Here is a 388-nt window from a genome sequence, read left to right on the forward strand (position 1 = left end):
TTAAAGAAGCAAATATAGCTCCTTCTAATCCCATTTTAATTATTACTAAATATATAAAGTTAAAAATAATTTTCAATATTAATAATACTATCATTCTATAAAATGTAGCTTCTGGCTCTCCAGTTGCACTTTTAATTGAATTAAATATAGCAGCCATAAACTGAAATGGTATAATAAACGAACTTAAAGCAAAATAAGTTATTGCATAATCTCTTATTACAGGATCTATTGGTGCTAAATATTTTGCACCATAAAAACATAAAGGCATCCATAGTATTCCTAATAAAAATCCAAATACTAATACATGCATAGCAACGTTTTTTACTCCATTAAAATCTCCTTTACCATTAAGTTGAACTATTATGGTCATAGCAACTACACTAAGTCC

The 388-nt window shown here is 26.8% G+C and carries 1 protein-coding gene; it reads right to left on the minus strand.

Annotated features, from left to right (window positions below; all coding sequences use genetic code 11):
- Positions 1-370, minus strand: a 370-nt coding sequence (locus AYC60_RS04645) for an MATE family efflux transporter (protein ID WP_231724634.1), incomplete at its 3' end; no start/stop codon positions are given.
- Positions 371-388: the final 18 nt, after the last annotated feature.

Origin of the sequence: Streptobacillus felis (genome assembly GCF_001559775.1) — a bacterium.
Taxonomy (GTDB): Bacteria; Fusobacteriota; Fusobacteriia; order Fusobacteriales; family Leptotrichiaceae; genus Streptobacillus; species Streptobacillus felis.